The sequence below is a fragment of the Sphingomonas sp. genome, from assembly GCF_036388435.1.
Lineage (GTDB): Bacteria > Pseudomonadota > Alphaproteobacteria > Sphingomonadales > Sphingomonadaceae > Sphingomonas.
This window is the reverse complement of record NZ_DASVRV010000011.1, coordinates 1-16276: the sequence shown is the minus strand read 5'-3', so window position 1 is coordinate 16276 and position 16276 is coordinate 1. Positions and strand designations below refer to the sequence as shown.

Sequence of the window (16276 nt, the reverse complement as noted above, 5' to 3'; positions counted from 1 at the left end):
GTGCGCACCGCGCTGTTGATCGTCGGCGTGCTCGCCACGCTGATGGGGCTGTTGTGGATCGGCCAGGGGCTGGGGATCGTCACCTTCCTACCCAGCCCGATGATCGGCGTCGACGTCTGGATCACGCGCGGCGCGGTGCTCGCGGTGGTCGGGCTGGTGCTGATCCTGCTAGCGCGGCGGGTCCGGCGGTAGCGAGAGGGTGAAGCGCGCACCCTGTCCGGGCGTGCTCTCCACCGCGATGTCCCCGCCCATGGCGCGGGCGAGGCGGCGGGCGATGTACAGGCCCAGCCCGCTCCCGCCCGGCTCGGTCACGTCGACGCGTTCGAATTTCTCGAACACGCGGGCCTGATCCCCGGGCGCGATCCCCCTGCCGGTGTCGGCGACGGTTGCGCGGCCCTGCTCGTCGACCGACACGACGACGCTGCTCCCGCTCGGCGAATAGCGCACGGCATTGCCGACGAGGTTCACCAGGATCTGGAGCACGCGGCGGAAATCGCCCCGCACCGGCACATGCCGGTCCGATGGCGGCCGGGTGATCGTCACGCCGGCATTGGCGGCGCGCACCGACAACAGCCCGGCTGCCCGGCGCGCGACATCGGCCAGGTCGATCGGCTCGATCATCGGCATGAAGTCGGGACGTTCCACCGCCTCGAGATCGGCCAGATCGTCGATCAACGCCATCAGGTGACGCCCGGCGCTGGCGATATCGGCGGCATAGCCCGCATAGTCGGTGCTCAGCGCGCCCTCGCCTTCCGCGCCGATGCTGTCGGCATTGGCGATGATCTGGCCGAGCGGACGCCGCAACGCGCGTTCGAGGCGATCCCCGAGCGTCACCGCGACCGAGGGCGCGGTCCCGCTTTCGGGAAGGTCGATCGAGCGGACGCCGCCGGTGAACCCGGCGAACTCGCCCGCCGCATCGCGCCGCGCGAGCGCCGATACGAGCACGGGCGCCCCGGACGGGCGCAACTTGGCGGGCTGCATGGAAAAGGGGCGACGCTCCGCCAGGGCTTCCAGGATCGGCAGGCGCTCATTGCCGTCGGGCTCGAACCCGAACAGGTCGGTGATCGGACGGCCGAGCAGCCCGACCGCGTCGAAACCGTGCCGCGCCCCCGCCTCGATCGACACCGCCCCCAAGCGCAGCGCCGCGTCGCATTCCCAGCGCCATTCCGCATCGGCGACGAACAGGTCGAAGCGCGCGCGCTCGCCCGCCGGGCGCCAGGGCTGGCGCTCGGTCCAGCCCGCGACGGACAGCCGCACGGTCGCGCCGTCGATCTGGGCGCGGACGAACAGCTCGATATCGGCATCCCGGTCGGCGACGATCACGCCGCGCGCGATCGGCACGGCGAGCCGCCGCGCCAGCCGCGCCAGCGTCGCCAGCTGCGGCACGGCGAGCAGCTGGCCCAGCCCGCCGCCCGCGCGCATGACCAGGCCGAGCAGCGCGTCGTCCGCCTCGACCAGGCGACCCTCGCCATCGACGACGCCGTGCGCGATCTCCGCCACGCTCATCGTCCGCGCGCCAGCAGACGCACCGCGGCGCGGAAATCGCGGTTGAGGGCGAGCGGAGCGAGCGCCGCGCGGGCCTGGCGCGGATCATGGGCGACCGCCCAGTCGATCGCGTCGGCGAGTCGATCGAGGTCGCGCCGCGAATCGGCCCCGGCAAGCGCCACCCCGATCCGGGCGATCCGATCGCGCTCGACGCCGACCGCGTGAAGCAACAGGATCAGCAGGTCGCCGCGCGGGTCGACGGTCAGGTGACGCACCTGTTCCTGATCGATGCCGCCGGCACGGGCCAGAAGGGCCACGAACAGGGCGGCGCGGCGGTCCGCGACCGCCTCGACCAGAAGCGGGCCGAGTTCGCCCGCTTGCGCGTCGACCGCGTTCGCCAGCCGAGCGGCGACGGCCTCGGATCGGTCGCCTTCGTCATGGGCGCCCAGGCTGCGCAGCGTCGCATCGGCCAGCGCGCGGTCGCGTTCGGCCATGCCGTCGGACTCCGTGGCTTGGTCGCGGAGCGCGGCGGCGACCCACCAGAGCAGGCGCTGGTGAAGTTCGGCGGGGAGCTCGTTCCGGATCGGCCCCGTGCCCGCGCTGGCCCCGCGCCGGCGGTTATCGGCCGCCATCAGCGCCAGCGACGCGTCCGCGACCACGCCGTCGGGCGCGTCCGCCCAGCGGACCAACAGGCTTGCGCGGTCGGGCGTCGCGACCGACGGCGGCAGCGCGTCGAACAACAGGTCGAGTTCGACCCGCGCGATCAGTTCCTCCATCAGCTCGGGATCGCGAAGCAACCCGGCGTCGGTCAGCCGTGCGAGCACGGGCGGCCCGCCGAGCAGCGTTTCGGCGGCCCGGATCGCGCCGCGCGCGGTGAGGAGCCGCGCGGCATGGCGGCGCATCTCGGCTTCCGCCCCGGCGACGATGCCGGCGAGCAGATGGTGGATGGTGGCGCGGGTGCGTTCGTCCAGCCGTGCCGCTTCGGGCAGGAACAAGTCGCCGATCGCGTGATGCAGCCGCCGGTCGGTATCGGCATCCGCCGCCGCCGCGCGGGCATGACCCGACCGAGACACCTCATCGCCGCCAGGGGAGAATTCGCCGGGGGGAAGTTCGCACGCCATTCGGCCCCCTTTATCCGCTTCACGGTTAAGGGCGAACTAAGCCTTTCGGCGGAGGACCTCGATCGCGGCGCCCAGCGTCGCCGCCGCGTAAACCGCCGCGATCGCGAGCCCGACCGCCGGAACGCCGAACGCGGCGCCCGCGAGCACCAGTAGGAGATAGGCGCCCGCGCCGCCCCAGAACAGACGCCGTTCCCGGCCCAGGATCGTGCGCTCGCCAAGGCCGGCGAGCGTCAACAGCGCGATCGTGACGACCAGCGCGCTCGGCTCGCCCGAGCGGGTGCCGATGCCGAGCGCGAGCAACAGCGCCGACAGCGCGGGCATCAGCAACGCCGCCCCTACCTGACCCCGCGCGAGCGTCGCCTCGTCGCGCAGCGCGGCAAGCGTTCCCCCCACCGTCCAGGCGACGACGGCGCACAGGGTGAGAAACAGGCCGCTCACGATCCACTCGGCGTGGATCGCCGCGAGCCCGCCCATTCCCAGCACACCGCCCCCGATCGCGACCGCGCCCGCCGACACGCCGCGCGCGACCAGCACGGGCAGCGCGAGCCGGCCCACCGGAGCGGCGATCCAGCGATCGAACCACCCTTGCCGGTCGGCGATCGCCCCCGACAGCACCACGCGGCCCCGCGCGTCCAGCGTGGCGGCGCGATGCTCGATCCCATGTCCCTCGGCCGTTGCATTGGCGGGCAGCAACAGATGCGCCGCGCCACCCTGCGACGCCGCGCGCAGCAGCGCCGACTGCATGTCCCAGTCGCGCGGCATCGCCGCCACGTCGCGCAGGCGCGCGGGGCCGAGCCGCGCGATCCCGGCCCAGGCCATTCGCCCGCCGATCCGCTCATGGGCCGATCCGGCCTCCTGCTCGCCGAGGACCAGCAAGGTGTCGGGCCCGTCTCCGGCAAGCGGCCAGAGCAGCGCCTCGGTCGTGACCAGCCCGTCGGCGAGAACCAGCACGCGGGACAGCGGATGCAGCTTTTCCGCCGCCTCGGCCGCGCCGCGCACCGCATCGACGGCGACGCCGCGCCGGCCGATCCGGCTGATCGCGCCGAGCAGGTCGGGGGTCAGGCGGGTGACAACGACGACGATCTGCGACGCGCCCGCCGCGATCAGCAGCCGCGCCTGATATTCGATCAGGCTGGTTCCGGCGAACGGCAGGGTGGCGGTAAGCCGATCGGGCCGGTCCTCCGCGTCACGGATGGCGAACAATAATCCGGCGAGCATGGGCCGCTGTTAGGCGCGGGCGGTACGTCCCGTCTAGCCGCGCGGCCTCGCTCCGGGGCGTCAGGCCAGGCGTTCGACCGCCCGACGCAGTCGACGCAGGCTGACCGCGTCGCCGGGGGGCTGATCGGCCGCGTCGGAGGCGAGCACCATCAACCGGACCGCGCCGAAGCTGGCCGCCAACCCCTTGAGTCGCCAGCACGCCTCGCGCCATGCGGGCTCGTCACCCGCCTGCGTCAGGGCATTCAGCGCGCGGTCGGCGCTGTCGTGAAAAGCCAGGCGCAGTTCCGCGATCAGTCCGGGCTCGTCGCCCACCGCCGCCGCCAGTGCCGCCTCGATCGCTCCCGGGTCATATGCCATGAACGGGGAAGTAGCGCCGAACGGGTTAACGCCCGGTAACCCGCGTGCCGCGCCGACGCATTGTCGCGCGTCCGAAACATGGTAAACCGGCACGCAACAGGGGGAATGACCGTGGAACTACGCGCCGAGGAGGGCTTCGCTGCGGCCGCTGGCTGGAGCGATCACGCCGAGACACCGGACGCGTACGAGCCCGAGCCGTCGCGCTCGGTCTGGCCCTATGTGGCCGGCGGCTCGGTGCTCGCATGGCTTGTGCTATCGTTATGGCTCGCCTGGCCCCGGCTGGGCGGCATGGACGCCGTCCAGATCCTGCAGTTCATCGCCGCCTTGTGCGTCGTGCCGATCCTGATCGCGGCGATCTGGCTGCTCGCCCAGCGTACCAGCCGCGCCGAGGGCCGCCGCTTCGGCGAGACCGCGCGGGCGATGCGCCACGAGGCGGCTCAGCTGGAACGGACGGTGGCGGGCCTGTCGCGCGCGATCGACGCCAATCGTGCCAAGCTGACCGAGCAGGTGAACGCGTTGCTGGCGATGGGCGACGCGGCCCATGCCCGGCTCGGCGGGATCGAGCGCGACGTGGGCGCCGAGGTCGCGCGGATCGACGCCCATGCGCGCGGGCTGGCCGATGCCGCGACGGCTGCGCGCGGGAGCGTCGACGCGCTGCTCGCCACCTTGCCGGCCACCCAGGCGGGGGTGGAGGAAGCGGCGCGGCTGCTCGACCGCACCGGCTATTCGGCCGCGGAACATGCGGCCGACCTCGATATGCGGGTCACCGCGCTGGCGGAGCGCGGGCGCGAGGCGGACGCGCTGGCACGGGACGCCGCGCGCAGTCTTGCCCAGCATCTCGCGGAGATGGAAGCGCGCAGCGACACGGCGGGCGCGCGGTTGGAAACGGTCGGCGCCCAATTGTCGCACACCGTCGAGGAGCTGATCGCGCGCACCACCGCGACCGTCGACGGCGCGCGTCAAGGCATCGCCGCGCAGGGCGAGGCGATGGTCGCGACGGTCGCGGCGCACCAGTCGCGGCTCGACGGTGCGGCGCGCGACAGCGCCGACGCGCTGGCCGCGCGGATCGGATCGATCGAGGCGCTGATCGAGCGCGTATCGGGCCGGCTCGACGCGCAGCGCGCTTCGGGCGACCTGATCGTCGACCGGCTCCAGACGGGGATCGCGGACGTCGAGGTCCAGCTCGACCGGCTGCACGAACAAGGATCGGAGCGCGCGCAGACGCTGGCGGCGTCGATCAGCGTGCTGGGCGGATCGGCCGACGCGATGACGGAGGCGCTCCGGGCGGGCGACGCCATGGCGACCCACACGATCGGCACCACCGAGTCGCTGCTGATCGCGCTCGACTCCGCATCGCGCGAGATCGACGAAACGCTGCCCGAGGCGCTGACGCGACTCGACGCCCGGATCGCGGGAAGCAAGCGGATCATCGGCGAGGCCAAGCCCGAGCTGTTCGCGCTCGTCACCGCCGCCGAAAGCACCCATGACGCGATCGAGGCCATCGCGGGCGTGATCGCCGAGCAGCGCCGGACGCTGGACCAATTGTCGGGACAGCTGCTCGACACGCTGTCGACGGGCCGCGCCAAGGCGGATGCGCTGGGGCATACGGTGGACGAGGCGATCGCCCGCACGCAGCGTTTCGCCGACGAGGCGGCGCCCCAGCTCGTCCAGGCGCTGCTCCGCGTGCGCGACAGCGCCGCCGCCACCGCCGATCATGCGCGCGAGACGCTGGCCGCGATCGTGCCCGACGCGGTCGCCCGACTGGAGGCGGCGGGAACCGACGCGCTGCGCCGTGCCGCCTCGTCGACCGTCGAGCGCCAGGTAGAGGCGCTCGGCACGGCCACCGAGGCAGCGGTCGCCGCCGCCACCCACGCCGCCGAGCGCGTCGCGCGCGAGTGCCAGGCGATCGCCGACCAGACCGCGATCGTCGAAGCCCGGATCGAACAAGCGCGTGACGAGCGGGAAAAGGGCGATCGCGACACGCTGTCCCGGCGGGTCGCCGGGCTGATCGAGGCGCTCAACTCGGCCTCGATCGACGTCACTAAGATGCTCGGCCCCGATGTGTCGGACAGCGCCTGGGCGGCTTATCTGAAGGGCGATCGGGGGGTGTTCACCCGGCGGGCGGTGCGGCTGCTGGACGGCGGCGACGCGCGCGACGTGGCGCGGCTCTACGACGCGGACGCGGCGTTCCGCGAGTCGGTCAACCGGTATATCCATGACTTCGAGGCGATGCTGCGCACCATCCTGCAACAGGCGGATGGGTCGTCGCTGAGTATCACCCTGTTGTCGTCGGACATGGGCAAGCTGTACGTCGCGCTGGCGCAGGCGATCGAACGGCTGCGATAAGGCGCGGCCCCGCCCCTTTCCCGTCGATCCAGATCGACCGTCAGTCCAGATCGGCCCGCCTGCGCAGGAACAGGTTCACCGATTCAGGCGTGATCCAGCCATTGACGTAGTTCAGATAATAGGCCGCGAACGTCACCGTCGCGACGACGGTGGCGCGCAGCAACAGGCGGCGCAGGTCGAATTCATGCGGGGCGCTTTCGGCCTGGCCCGGGACATGCTGCCCCCCGACCTCATGCGTCGTCCTGACCCCGAAGGGCAGGACGACGAACACGGAGAACGACCAGAAAAGCAGGTAGATCGCGAGCGCCGAGGTCCATTGCATCGCGGATCAGCCCCCGATCAGGCCTGGATCAGCAGCACGTCGACGATCGGCTTCTTGCCGGTCCAGCGCGTGGCGATCTTGCGGACCGCCAGGCGCACATCCTCCCGGACGCGGTCGGGCTGGCGCTTGCCGCCCTTCACCGCCGCGGCGACGGCGGCGACCGTGTCCTCGATGAACGGTACGCGGTCCTCCTCGACGGGGATGCCCTGGATGCGGACTTGGGGGCTGCCCATTAGCGCGCCGTTGCGGCCGATCGCGATCGCGACCGAGATCTGGCCGTTGATCGCGATCTTGCGGCGCTCGTTGATCGTCGTGCCGTCGGCGGGCAGGATCACGTCGCCGTCGAGCACCAGCCGCCCGACGGGCGCATGGCCGACCTTCTTGGCCGAGCCGGGCGTCAGCCGCACGATGTCGCCGTTCGTCTGGACGATCGTCTCGGGCACACCCTCCGACAGGCCGAAGCGCCCATGTTCCATCAGGTGCCGCGCCTCGCCGTGCACCGGCACGAGCAGCTTGGGGCGGATCCACTGGTACATCTGGGCGAGCTCGGGGCGACCCGGATGGCCCGACACATGGACATGCGCCTGACGCTCGGTGATCATCGACACGCCCTTGGCCGCCAGGATGTTCTGGATGCGACCGATCGCGACCTCGTTGCCGGGGATCTGACGCGACGAGAATATCACGCTGTCGCCAGCGGAGAGCGCGAGCGGGTGACTGCCATCGACGATGCGGCCGAGCGCGGCGCGCGGTTCGCCCTGCCCGCCCGTCGCCACGACCAATACCTGCTTGGGCGGCAGCCGCATCGCCTCCTCGGGCGAGACGGTGTTCGGGAAGTCCTTGAGATACCCGCACTGGCGCGCGACCTTGAGGATGCGGTCGAGCGACCGGCCCGCGACGCAGAGCGAGCGCCCCGTCTCGACCGCGACCTTGGCGATCGTCGACAGCCGGGCGACGTTGGACGCGAAACTGGTCACGACCACGCGTCCGCGCGCGGCGTCGACCGCCTCCAGCATCCCGCCGAACACGCTCGCCTCCGACCCCGACGCCGTGTCGTTGAACACGTTGGTCGAGTCGCAGACCATCACGTCCACGCCCTCGTCGCCGATCGCCTGGAGCTGCTCGGGCGTCGCCGGCGTGCCGATCACGGGATCGCTGTCGAGCTTCCAATCACCCGTGTGGAAGACACGGCCGTACGGCGTATCGATCAGCAGCGCGTTCGCCTCCGGGATGGAGTGCGACAGCGGCACGAAGCGGAAGCCGAACGGCCCCACGTCGAATTGCTGGTCGGGCTGGATCACGCGCAGCTTGACGCGGTTCGCGATCCCCTCCTCCTCCAGCTTGCCGCGGATCAGCCCGGCGGTGAACGGGGTGGCGTAGAGCGGGACACCCAGATCCTCGGCCAGATAGGGCAGCGCGCCGATATGGTCCTCATGCCCATGAGTCAGCACGACGCCGACCAGGCTTTCGCGCCGGTCCTCGATGAAGGACAGGTCGGGCAGGATCACGTCGATGCCGGGATAGCCCGCATCGGCGAAGGTGATGCCGCAATCGACCATCACCCATTTGCCGTTCGCGCCGTAGAGATTGACGTTCATGCCGATCTCGCCCGATCCACCGAGGGCGCAGAAAAGTAGTTCGTTTGCCGGAGTCATTCAGTTCTTTCGGTTTATACTGGAGGCGCCGTTTCGGGGCGCGGAGATGTCAGGGGTGGATATGGGCGCGTTCGGCCATGATCGCCAGCCCCTGTATGGTCAGGTCGGGTTCGATCGCGTCGAATAGCGCCGTATGCGGCTGAAACAGGGTCGCCAGCCCGCCCGTGGCGATGACCTTGGCGGGCCGCCCGACCTCGGCCTTGAGGCGCGCGACCAGTCCCTCGATCATCGCGACATAACCCCAGAAGATGCCGATCTGCATCTGGTCGACGGTGTTGCGCCCGATCACGCCGGGCCTTGCGGGCGCCTCGACCGCGATGCGCGGGAGCTTGGCGGCGGCGGTAACGAGCGCGTCGAGCGACAGGTTGATCCCCGGCGCGATGATGCCGCCCTTGTAGGCGCCGTTATAATCGCTGACGTCGAAGGTCGTCGCCGTTCCGAAATCGATCACGATCAGGTCGCCGGCATGAAGTTCGTGCGCGGCGATCGTGTTGACCGCACGGTCGGCGCCGAGCGATTGCGGCTCGTCGACATCGATCGCGATCCCCCATTCGAGCGGCGCGCGGCCCGCGATCAGCGCGTCGGTGCCGAAATATTTCTGGGCCAGCACCTGGAGGTTGTGGAGCGCGCGCGGCACCACCGTCGCGACGATCACGGCGCGCACGTCGCCGCGCTGATAGCCCTCGATCTGGAGCAGCTGGCTCAGCCACACTGCATATTCGTCGGCGGTGCGCCGGGGATCGGTCGCGATCCGCCACCGCGCCCTGATCCGCCGCCCCTCGACGAGCGCGAAGACGACATTGGTATTGCCGGCGTCGATGGCGAGCAGCATCTTCCGTCCTAAACCTGGAACACGTCGGCCGCGTGAATGACACGGGTGCCGCCGCTCGCCAAGCGCAGGGTCAACGCGCCGTCGCCGTCCAGCCCCGCGAACAGCCCCTCCAGCACGCTTCCATCGGGTAGGCGCGCGGCGAGCGCGGTGCCAGGCGGATGCGCGCGGTCGAGCCAGCGGGCGCGGATCGGCGCGAGCCCACCCCCGCGCCACGTCGCCAGCCAGCGCGCGACCGCCTCCGCCAGCGTGTCGGCGAAATCACCGGGGTCGACGACGGCGCCGTGCTCGGCGAGGCTGGTCGTCGGCCGATCGGCGAGGTCGGGATGATGCGCCAGGTTGACGCCGATGCCGAGCACCACGGCGTCCTCTACCCGCTCCAGCAGGATGCCCGACAGCTTGGCGCCGCCCAGCAGCAGGTCGTTGGGCCATTTGATCGCCAGCGGCACGTCACGCGCATGGACGCGCACCGCCTCGTCGAGCGCGACCGCCGCGACTAGCCCCAGCGTGGCCGGCGACGGGTCGGTGGGGCGCAACCGCACCAGCGTGCTCGCATATAGGTTGCCGGGCGGCGATGCCCAGTTCCGCCCCTGGCGCCCACGCCCGGCGGTCTGGCGTTCGGCGCGCAGCCACACCCCCTCGCCCAGCCCGCTCCGGGCCAGCGCCGCCATGTCCGCATTGGTCGATCCCGTCTCCGCGACGGTACGGATCGCCGTCAGGGTAGCGGGAGCAGCGACCGCGCCGCCGCCATCGTCCAGACGCCCAGCGGCACGATCGCGAAATAGCCGATCGGCGACACGAACAACGCGGTCGCGGCGATCAGCCCACCCTCGATCCGGCTGGTGATCGGGGGAAAGCTGCCCGCCGGCTCGTCGAAATACATCAGCTTGACGATGCGCAGGTAGTAATAGGCGCCGACGGTGGACAGCGCGATGCCGATCACCGCCAGCGGGAACAACCCCGCCTGGACCGCCGCGTCGAACACGACGAACTTGGCCCAAAAGCCGAACAAGGGCGGAATGCCGGCCAGCGACAGCATGAAGATCGCCAGCGCCGCCGCCAGCGCGGGACGGGTGCGCGACATGCCCGCCAGCGACGCGATGCTCTCGACGGGCGTGCCGTCCGGCTCGCGCATCTGGAGCACGACCAGGAAGCTGCCCATCGTCATCGCGATATAGATGGCCATATAGGTCAGCACCGACGACACGCCCTCGACCGATCCGGCGGCCAGCCCGATCAGCGCGAAACCGACATTGTTGATCGACGAATAGGCGAGCAGCCGCTTGATGTTGGTCTGGCCGATCGCCGCCACCGCGCCGAGCGCGATCGAGGCGAGCGCGGCGAAGATGACGATCTGGCGCCACTGGAACACCGCCGGCCCCATCGCCTCCATCGCGACCCTGACCGCCAGCGCGACGGCGGCGACCTTCTGCGCGGTCGCGAACAGCGCGGTCACGGGCGTCGGCGCTCCCTCGTACACGTCGGGGGTCCACATGTGGAACGGGACGGCGGCGATCTTGAACGCGATGCCGGCGAAGACGAAGACCAGCCCGAACAGCAGCCCCGTCGACAGCTCGGCGCGCGGCACGGAATAGGCGTCGGCGATGCCGGTGAAGAGCGTCGTGCCGCTGAACCCGTAAACCAGCGATATGCCGTAGAGCAGGATGCCCGAGGCGAGCGCGCCCAGCACGAAATATTTCAGCCCCGCCTCCGCCGAGCGCGTGTCGCGCCGCATGAAGCTCGCCAGCACATAGGAGGACAGGCTCTGCAGCTCGAGTCCGACATAGAGCGTCAGCAGGTCGCCCGCCGACACCATCATCCCCGCGCCCGCGGTGGAGAGCAGGATCAGCACCGGATATTCGGGACGCAGATCGTCGCCCGAGGTCCGCTCGAAAAAACCGGACGCCATGACGATGGCGACCGCCGACGCGAGATAGATCAGCACCTTGGCGAAGGCGGCGAAGGCGTCGGCGCGGTAGAGCCCGCCGAACGCCGTGCCCCCGCCCGAGGCCGGACCGGCGAGCGCCACTGCCGCGCCGCCGATGATCGCGATCGCGGTCCACGATACGGCGCGGGTCGATTTCTGCCCGCCCCAGGCGCCGACCAGCATCAGCGCGATCGCGCCGAGCGACAGCACCAGTTCGGGCAGGGTCATCAACAGGTTGTCGGCATAGGTCATCAATGCGCGCCCTCATGCGCCGCGGCGGGCGCGGTCACGGCCACGGGTCGCCCGGCGGTCGGGCGGGAGTCGCTGACCGGAGTCGCGCGCTCGATCCGCGCCAGCAGCCGGCCGACATCGTCGCGCATCGGCGCCATGAAACTCTCGGGATAGACGCCCATCCACAACACTACGCCCGCGATGGGCGCGAGCAGCCACAGCTCGCGGCGGCTGAGATCGGGCATGGCGCGCACGGCGTCCGACCCGATCTCACCGTAGGCGACGCGGCGATAGAGATAGAGCGAATAGGCCGCGCCCAGGATGATGCCGGTGGTGCAAAGCAAGGCGGTCCAGGTCGATACCTGATAACTGCCGAGCAGGCTGAGGAACTCGCCGACGAAGCCGCTGGTCCCCGGCAGGCCGATCGTGGCCATGGTGAAGAGCAGGAAAAATACCGCGAAGGTCGGCATCACGCTCGCGACGCCGCCATAGGCCGCGATCTCGCGCGTGTGGAGCCGGTCGTAGATGACGCCCACGCACAGGAACAATGCCGCCGAGACGAGGCCGTGCGAGAGCATGACGATCATCGCGCCCTCGATCCCCTGCCGGTTGAACGCGAACAGCCCGATCGTCACGATCGCCATGTGCGCGACCGACGAATAGGCGATCAGCTTCTTCATGTCGGCCTGCACCAGCGCCACGAGCGAGGTGTAGATCACGGCGACCGCCGACAGCGCGAACACGATCCAGGCGAGCTGCCCCGACGCTTCGGGAAACATCGGTAGCGAGAAGCGCAGGAAACCATAGCCGCCCAGCTTCAGCAACACGCCCGCCAGGATGACCGACCCGGCGGTCGGCGCCTGGACGTGGGCGTCGGGCAGCCACGTATGGACGGGCCACATCGGCATCTTGACCGCGAAGGACGCGAAAAAGGCGAGCCACAGCCAGGTCTGGGCTTGGCGGTCGAAGTCGTGCGCCATCAGCTGCGGGATGTAGGTCGTCCCCGCCGCGCGCGTCATGTACAGCATCGCGATCAGCATCACGAGCGAGCCGAGCAGCGTGTAAAGAAAGAACTTGTAGCTGGCGTAGATGCGGTTCGCGCCGCCCCAGATACCGATGATCAGGAACATCGGGATCAGACCGGCTTCGAAGAAGATGTAGAACAGGAAGATGTCCTGCGCCGCGAAGGTGCCGATCATCAGCACCTCGGTCAGCAGGAAGGCGGACATATATTCGGGCACGCGCTTCTCGATCGCGTTCCAGCTCGCGCCGATGCAGATCGGCATCAGGAAGACGCTGAGCATGATCAGCAGCAGCGCGAAGCCGTCGATGCCCAGCGCCCAGGCGAAGCGCCCGAAGGCCGGCTGATATTCGACGAACTGCCACTGCGCCCCGCCGGTCTCGAACCCCGTCCAGAGCAGGATGCCGAGCAGGAGGTCGACCAGCGTGGCGGCCAGCGCCAGCCAGCGCGCCTCGCGCGCGGACACGAACAGGCAGGCGACCGCGGCGAGCGTGGGCACGCCGAGCATCAGCGACAGGATGGGATAGCCTCCGGTCACCGGGTCAACCCGCGATGGCCCAGGTCACCGCGGCGGTGAGCCCGATCAGCATGACGAAGGCATAGGTATAGATGTGTCCAGTCTGAAGTCTCGCCGCCGCGCGCGTGCCCGCCTGCACGACCCAGGCCGACCCGTTGGGGCCGAAACGGTCGATCGTCTTCTCGTCGCCGCGGTGCCAGAACAAGCGGCCGAGCGCGAAGGCGGGGCGGACGAAGATGAGGTGGTACAACTCGTCGAAATACCATTTGTGGAGAACGAAGTCATAGACGACGCGGAAGGTGTCCGCCGTCCGGGCGGGCGCGTCGGCCGAGCGGATGTACATCGCCCAGGCGAGCGCCAGCCCGGCCAGCATCGCGATCGTCGCCGACAGCTTCACCGGCAGCGGCACCTCGTGCATTTCGTGCATCAAATGCTCGCGAAAGGCGATGCTGCTGCGCCAGAACTCGGCCCCGGCCTCGGGCTCGATGAAGAAATGGTGGAAGGCGAAACCGGCCGCGATCGCGCCGACCGACAGGACCAGCAGCGGCGCCAGCATCGACCAGGGGCTTTCATGCGGATGATAGCCGCCGGTGCCGTGCGGGACATGGCCTTGCGCGGCGTCGTGGGTAGACGGCGTGTGCCCGCTATCCTCGCCCGCGGGATGCGCCTGCTGGTCATGGCCATGGCCGTGCGCGTCGTGGAGCGCATGCTGGATATGCTCGGACGCCGCCCAGCGCGGCTGGCCCCAGAAGGTCAGGAACATCAGCCGCCACGAATAGAAGCTGGTCATGAAGGCGACGAGCATTCCCACCATCGACACGCCCAGCCAGCCCGACGCCCAGCTCGCCTCGATGATGGCGTCCTTGGAATAGAAGCCCGCGAAACCGCCCACGCCGTACAGCCCGACCCCGGTGATCGCGAGCGTGCCGATCAGCATGGCCGCGAAGGTCAGCGGGATCGCCTTACGCAGGCCGCCATAGAAGCGCATGTCCTGCTCGTGATGCATTGCATGGATCACCGATCCCGCACCTAGGAACAGCAGCGCCTTGAAGAAGGCATGGGTGAACAGGTGGAACATCGCCGCGCCGTACGCGCCGACGCCCGCCGCGAAGAACATGTAGCCGAGCTGCGAACAGGTCGAATAGGCGATCACGCGCTTGATGTCGGTCTGGACCAGCCCGACGCTGGCGGCGAACAGGCAGGTCGCGGCGCCCACCGCCGTCACGACGCCGAGCGCTACCGGCGCGGCCTCGAACAACGGGCTCAGGCGGCAGACCATGAACACGCCCGCGGTGACCATCGTGGCGGCATGGATCAGCGCCGACACCGGGGTCGGCCCCTCCATGGCGTCGGGAAGCCAGGTGTGGAGCCCCAATTGCGCCGACTTCCCCATCGCGCCGACGAACAGCAACAGGCACAACACCGTCAGCGTGTCCGCGCGCATCCCCAGAAAGCCGATCGTCGACCCGCTCATCCCCGGCGCCGCGGCCAGGACCTCCGGGATCGAGACGGTGCGGAAGACGAGATAGACGCCGAAGATCCCGAGCATGAAGCCCAGATCGCCGACGCGGTTGACGACGAACGCCTTGATCGCGGCGGCGTTGGCGGACGGCTTCTTGTACCAGAATCCGATCAGCAGGTAGGAGGCGAGCCCGACGCCCTCCCAGCCGAAGAACATCTGGACCAGGTTGTCCGCCGTCACCAGCATCAGCATCGCGAAGGTGAAGAGCGACAGATAGGCGAAGAAGCGCGGCTGGTCCGGATCCTCGTCCATATAGCCCCAGCTATACAGGTGGACGAGCGCCGAAACCGAGGTGATGACGACCAGCATGACCGAGGTCAGCGCGTCGACGCGCAGGCCCCAGCTGACGTCCATCTCGCCCGACACGATCCAGGACATGACGGGGGCGACATAGGAGGGCGTCTCGCCACCCAGGAAACCCAGGAAGATCGGCCAGGACAACAGGCACGACGCGAACAGCGCGCCCGTAGTCAACAGCTTGGGCACGACCCCGCCGAATTTGCGGTTGCCGAGTCCGGCGATGACGGCCGCGAGCAGCGGCAGGAAGACGATCAGGTGGATCAAGCGCTCAACCCTTCATCCGGTCGACATCATCGACCGCGATGGTGCCGCGACCGCGGAAATAGATGACGAGAATGGCGAGCCCGATCGCCGCCTCGCCCGCCGCGACGGTCAGCACGAACATCGCGAACACCTGGCCGACCAGGTCGTTCAGATGCGCGGCGAAGGCGACCAGGTTGATGTTCACCGCCAGCAGGATCAGCTCGATCGCCATCAGGATGACGATCAGGTTCTTGCGGTTCAGGAAGATGCCCAGCACCCCCATGGTGAACAGGATCGCCCCGACGACGAGATAGTGGATCAACCCGATCACAGTCGCACTCCCTGCCCGATCGGCGGATTGGTGTTGCGCGTTGCGTCCTGCGGGCGCCGGGCGTTCTGGCGCGATACGTTCTGCGCGCGCACGCCCCCGCGCTGGCGGTGCGTCAGCACGATCGCGCCGATCATCGCGACCAGCAGCACCAGCCCCGCCGCCTCGAAGATGAACAGGTAGCGGGTGTAGAGCAGCCCGCCGATCGCCTGGATATTGGGAATACCGGCCACCGTCGGCGCGGTCCGCCGGGCCAGCTCGATCCCGCCCGCGCCATAGGCACCCAGGCCGATGATGATCTCCGCCAGCAACGCCGCCGCCAGCGCGAGGCCCAGCGGCAGGTAGCGCACGACGCCCCGGCGCATCTCCGCCAGGTCGATGTCGAGCATCATGACCACGAACAGGAACAACACCGCGACCGCGCCCACATACACGATGACGAGCAGCATCGCGATGAACTCCGCCCCGACGAGCACCATCAGCCCTGCGGCGTTGAAGAAGGCCAGGATCAGCCACAGCACCGAATGGACCGGGTTGCGCGACGATATCGTCATCGCGGCGGACGCGATCACGACGGTCGCGAACAGATAAAAGGCGATGGCCTGGATCAACGACGAGCCCCGTTTTCGCGGGAATGACGGAAATGAATCGGCTGCTCATCGTGACGGCCTGCGCCTACCGGTAGGGGGCATCGGCGGCAAGGTTGGCCGCGAGCGCCCGCTCCCATTTGTCGCCGTTGGCGAGCAGCTTCGCCTTATCGTAGAGCAATTCCTCCCGGGTCTCGGTCGCATATTCGAAATTCGGCCCCTCGACGATAGCGTCGACCGGGCAGGCTTCCTGGCAGAGGCCGCAAT

General features: G+C 69.6%; 16 protein-coding genes. 2 read left to right on the top strand and 14 right to left on the bottom strand.

Annotation, left to right across the window (positions count from 1 at the left end):
• Positions 1-192, top strand: coding sequence for a hypothetical protein (locus VF592_RS02985; protein WP_331004116.1), 192 nt, complete (start codon positions 1-3; stop codon positions 190-192).
• Here VF592_RS02985 and VF592_RS02980 read toward each other — a convergent pair.
• From VF592_RS02980 to VF592_RS02965, 4 genes are read right to left on the bottom strand one after another with little or no spacing between them, the layout of a single operon-like run.
• The gene (locus VF592_RS02980; RefSeq protein ID WP_331004115.1) at positions 169-1506 is read right to left on the bottom strand and encodes a HAMP domain-containing sensor histidine kinase; all 1338 of its coding nucleotides are present in this window, start codon (positions 1504-1506) and stop codon (positions 169-171) included. The two genes, VF592_RS02985 and VF592_RS02980, sit on opposite strands and share 24 nt — an antisense overlap.
• Positions 1503-2606: a DUF2336 domain-containing protein gene (locus tag VF592_RS02975; RefSeq protein ID WP_331004114.1), complete on the bottom strand. Its 1104-nt coding sequence runs from the start codon at positions 2604-2606 to the stop codon at positions 1503-1505. The genes VF592_RS02980 and VF592_RS02975 overlap by 4 nt, the downstream gene beginning before the upstream one ends.
• Positions 2607-2642: 36 nt before the next feature.
• The gene (locus VF592_RS02970) at positions 2643-3824 is read right to left on the bottom strand and encodes a hypothetical protein (protein WP_331004113.1); all 1182 of its coding nucleotides are present in this window, start codon (positions 3822-3824) and stop codon (positions 2643-2645) included.
• Positions 3825-3884: 60 nt separating this feature from the next.
• Positions 3885-4181, bottom strand: a complete 297-nt coding sequence (locus VF592_RS02965) for an Hpt domain-containing protein (RefSeq protein ID WP_331004112.1) — start codon at positions 4179-4181, stop codon at positions 3885-3887.
• 105 nt (positions 4182-4286) lie between these two features.
• Here VF592_RS02965 and VF592_RS02960 point away from each other — a divergent pair, with 105 nt between their 5' ends.
• Positions 4287-6527 (top strand): hypothetical protein, encoded by a 2241-nt coding sequence (locus tag VF592_RS02960; RefSeq protein WP_331004111.1) that lies wholly within the window; start codon positions 4287-4289, stop codon positions 6525-6527.
• Between the two features lie 40 nt (positions 6528-6567).
• Here the strand turns inward: VF592_RS02960 and VF592_RS02955 are convergent, their stop codons facing one another.
• The 10 genes from VF592_RS02955 to VF592_RS02910 all read right to left on the bottom strand — a co-directional run.
• Positions 6568-6849 (bottom strand): DUF1467 family protein, encoded by a 282-nt coding sequence (locus tag VF592_RS02955; RefSeq protein WP_331004110.1) that lies wholly within the window; start codon positions 6847-6849, stop codon positions 6568-6570.
• A gap of 17 nt (positions 6850-6866) precedes the next feature.
• Positions 6867-8504, bottom strand: coding sequence for a ribonuclease J (locus tag VF592_RS02950; protein WP_331004109.1), 1638 nt, complete (start codon positions 8502-8504; stop codon positions 6867-6869).
• Between the two features lie 49 nt (positions 8505-8553).
• Entirely contained in the window at positions 8554-9336 is a 783-nt protein-coding gene (locus VF592_RS02945) for a type III pantothenate kinase (protein WP_331004108.1), read from the bottom strand.
• An 8-nt stretch (positions 9337-9344) separates the two neighbouring features.
• The gene (locus VF592_RS02940; protein ID WP_331004148.1) at positions 9345-10043 is read right to left on the bottom strand and encodes a biotin--[acetyl-CoA-carboxylase] ligase; all 699 of its coding nucleotides are present in this window, start codon (positions 10041-10043) and stop codon (positions 9345-9347) included.
• 5 nt (positions 10044-10048) lie between these two features.
• Entirely contained in the window at positions 10049-11512 is a 1464-nt protein-coding gene (nuoN, locus tag VF592_RS02935) for an NADH-quinone oxidoreductase subunit NuoN (protein ID WP_331004107.1), read from the bottom strand.
• Complete coding sequence (locus VF592_RS02930; protein ID WP_414714142.1) at positions 11512-13020, bottom strand: NADH-quinone oxidoreductase subunit M; 1509 nt, start codon at positions 13018-13020, stop codon at positions 11512-11514. The genes nuoN and VF592_RS02930 overlap by 1 nt, the downstream gene beginning before the upstream one ends.
• Before the next feature lie 34 nt (positions 13021-13054).
• Positions 13055-15115: an NADH-quinone oxidoreductase subunit L gene (nuoL, locus tag VF592_RS02925; RefSeq protein ID WP_331004105.1), complete on the bottom strand. Its 2061-nt coding sequence runs from the start codon at positions 15113-15115 to the stop codon at positions 13055-13057.
• A 4-nt stretch (positions 15116-15119) separates the two neighbouring features.
• Positions 15120-15425 carry an NADH-quinone oxidoreductase subunit NuoK gene (nuoK, locus tag VF592_RS02920; protein WP_331004104.1) on the bottom strand — a complete coding sequence of 102 codons (306 nt, stop codon included), beginning with the start codon at positions 15423-15425 and terminating at the stop codon, positions 15120-15122.
• Entirely contained in the window at positions 15422-16033 is a 612-nt protein-coding gene (locus VF592_RS02915) for an NADH-quinone oxidoreductase subunit J (RefSeq protein WP_331004103.1), read from the bottom strand. Before VF592_RS02915 ends, nuoK begins: the two co-directional genes overlap by 4 nt.
• A 64-nt stretch (positions 16034-16097) precedes the next feature.
• Positions 16098-16276: 4Fe-4S binding protein (locus tag VF592_RS02910; protein WP_331004147.1), on the bottom strand; the 179-nt coding region annotated here is incomplete at its 5' end.

Coding starts and splice junctions, on each gene's coding strand:
- VF592_RS02980 (WP_331004115.1), bottom strand. CDS start 1,506: ATGAGCGTGGCGGAGATCGCGCACGGCGTCGTCGATGGCGAGGGTCGC.
- VF592_RS02975 (WP_331004114.1), bottom strand. CDS start 2,606: ATGGCGTGCGAACTTCCCCCCGGCGAATTCTCCCCTGGCGGCGATGAG.
- VF592_RS02970 (WP_331004113.1), bottom strand. CDS start 3,824: ATGCTCGCCGGATTATTGTTCGCCATCCGTGACGCGGAGGACCGGCCC.
- VF592_RS02965 (WP_331004112.1), bottom strand. CDS start 4,181: ATGGCATATGACCCGGGAGCGATCGAGGCGGCACTGGCGGCGGCGGTG.
- VF592_RS02960 (WP_331004111.1), top strand. CDS start 4,287: ATGACCGTGGAACTACGCGCCGAGGAGGGCTTCGCTGCGGCCGCTGGC.
- VF592_RS02955 (WP_331004110.1), bottom strand. CDS start 6,849: ATGCAATGGACCTCGGCGCTCGCGATCTACCTGCTTTTCTGGTCGTTC.
- VF592_RS02950 (WP_331004109.1), bottom strand. CDS start 8,504: ATGACTCCGGCAAACGAACTACTTTTCTGCGCCCTCGGTGGATCGGGC.
- VF592_RS02945 (WP_331004108.1), bottom strand. CDS start 9,336: ATGCTGCTCGCCATCGACGCCGGCAATACCAATGTCGTCTTCGCGCTC.
- nuoN (WP_331004107.1), bottom strand. CDS start 11,512: ATGACCTATGCCGACAACCTGTTGATGACCCTGCCCGAACTGGTGCTG.
- VF592_RS02930 (WP_414714142.1), bottom strand. CDS start 13,020: ATGCTCGGCGTGCCCACGCTCGCCGCGGTCGCCTGCCTGTTCGTGTCC.